This window comes from Ilyobacter sp., from assembly GCF_041583315.1.
Lineage (GTDB): Bacteria > Fusobacteriota > Fusobacteriia > Fusobacteriales > Fusobacteriaceae > Ilyobacter.
Genome location: NZ_JBFHGC010000549.1, coordinates 1 through 1,902, shown reverse-complemented (window position 1 = coordinate 1,902; position 1,902 = coordinate 1). Strand labels below are relative to the sequence as shown.

Here is a 1,902-nt window from a genome sequence, read left to right as displayed (position 1 = left end):
GTATCTGACTATGTTTTGAGCGGAGTAACTTCTTTGGATAAGGAATATTCTCTGACATATGAAGATGCAGAAGCCTCTTATGTGGTGGATACTGTGAAATCAAGTCCAGGTTTTGAAACAGATTTCTGGGGGAAGATTTATAATGAAAAATCTAATGAAGCTGATGCCCTGTTTTTACTAGAGAGTCGCGGACTGGATCTTGAAGGGGCAAAATTGAGTATAGTGATAAACAAGAGTGATCTTGTCATGGAGGAAGACAGTTATAAAAATCCTGTCACCAATGTAACAACTAAAAATATTTTAGGAGACGGAGGACTGATAGGGGACAAAATCTTATACGGAAGAGTAGTCCTGGAATATATTTCCAAAAAAGATAACAATGGAACAGTAAAGGAGTACGGACAAAACTTTGTTCTCACTCCTGTGGAGAACTGGGGGCATTTGTATGAATAGAAGAGGGTTTACAGTTATAGAGACAATAGTGTCAGTGGCAGTCTTGGCAGTAGTATTCCTTCTTTCATCTCCCCTTATTCGGAGCCTTGGTATGGTGAGCAGACGTGTCCAGGTACAAAAAAAAGTGGATCATGAATTTGCAATTGTGACCAAGTTCATGAAGAGTAAAGTGAGAAGTGCAAAAAACACCAGGGACCTTTCAAAATACAATGGTAACTTAGGGTATGTGGGAGTTTTCAAGAAGTTTAAGGAAAAATATCCGGATGATGAAGATTACGATTCAAAACCATATTATGAAGCCAAGGATTTTTTCGGAGAATTGGAAACAGATGAAAAAAAAAGCGGACCGATTCTCTTTTTAGAAATACCATCAGACTCAACAGCCGAATCTGTAGACTCAAAATTTGCTTTTTTTATGTTTGAAAAAGATAAAATAAAGTACAGAGAATCAAAGGAATTCACAGAGGCTGATGAACCAAATGATACATTTACTTTTGACGGAGATGGCTGGGAGACTCTTATGGATAATGTGGAGGACTGCAGTTTTCAGTACAGAGAAGGAATAGTAACATTTCTTATAGATATAGATACAGGGGAGTATGAAGGTAAAATAAGGGATAGAGTGAAGGATTCTGTGGTGAGCAGAATTGAGATAAACAGCCTTTAGGGGAGGGGTATTTATGAAAAAATCTATATTTTCAAAAGCCTCTGTTCCGGGGCAAAAAAGTCTGGGTGCTAAAAAAAGAAAAAAAGGATCAGCAGTTATTCTTTCCATAATGCTCCTTGCATTTTTTTTTGCAACAGCCTTGAATATATATTATACAGGACAAAAAAAATCAGAGTCTGCCATAGACAAGGTCACAGGGGAAAAGGTCAGCAACTATATAGACATAGCTTCTAGTATAGGTTACCAGGAACTTTATCTGGCTGAAAACTTTGTGAGAAAAGGGTTTGTCTACGATCCGGGGCACGATGCCAGCAAGGATGATACAGACAGCTATGTGGTGCCCAGTGAAGACAAGTCTTATTTTGATTATGATAGTGGTAAATACACAGAAAAATATTATGGGATTCAGTTAAATAATATCGCAGAGTATTTTGATTCATACTGGGACTACAGCCTCACAGACAGCTCCAAACAGAAAATAATGATCAGTGAAAATGTAGATAAAATAAAATTTACTTATAATAAAGCGAAAGATGACGAGATTTACAGAGTTTTGGGGAGATCCTGGCAGTCTGGGGGAGTACCTGAGAAAACAAAAAAAATATGGGAAAGCACAGGTTCTACTTACGATGAGGAAAAGAAGGTAAGTATAGGAGGATACAGGCTGACACATATTACTCTGAAAGATTCTGCAGGGACTGAAAAATATGATGAGGATATAACAACAGCTTCCACTCTGAAAAGTGACATAGAGACGATACTAGCAACAGGGACGGCAGGGG

Annotated in this window: 3 protein-coding genes; all 3 read left to right on the top strand. The window is 38.0% G+C overall.

The annotated features are described in order from the left end of the window. Positions 1 to 453: hypothetical protein (locus ABZA26_RS14075; protein WP_372715122.1), on the top strand; the 453-nt coding region annotated here is incomplete at its 5' end. After that, complete coding sequence (locus ABZA26_RS14070) at positions 446 to 1,120, top strand: Tfp pilus assembly protein FimT/FimU (RefSeq protein WP_372715121.1); 675 nt, start codon at positions 446 to 448, stop codon at positions 1,118 to 1,120. The genes ABZA26_RS14075 and ABZA26_RS14070, both read left to right, overlap by 8 nt. Before the next feature lie 13 nt (positions 1,121 to 1,133). Next, positions 1,134 to 1,902 (top strand): hypothetical protein (locus tag ABZA26_RS14065; RefSeq protein ID WP_372715120.1); only part of this gene is annotated, 769 nt, incomplete at its 3' end.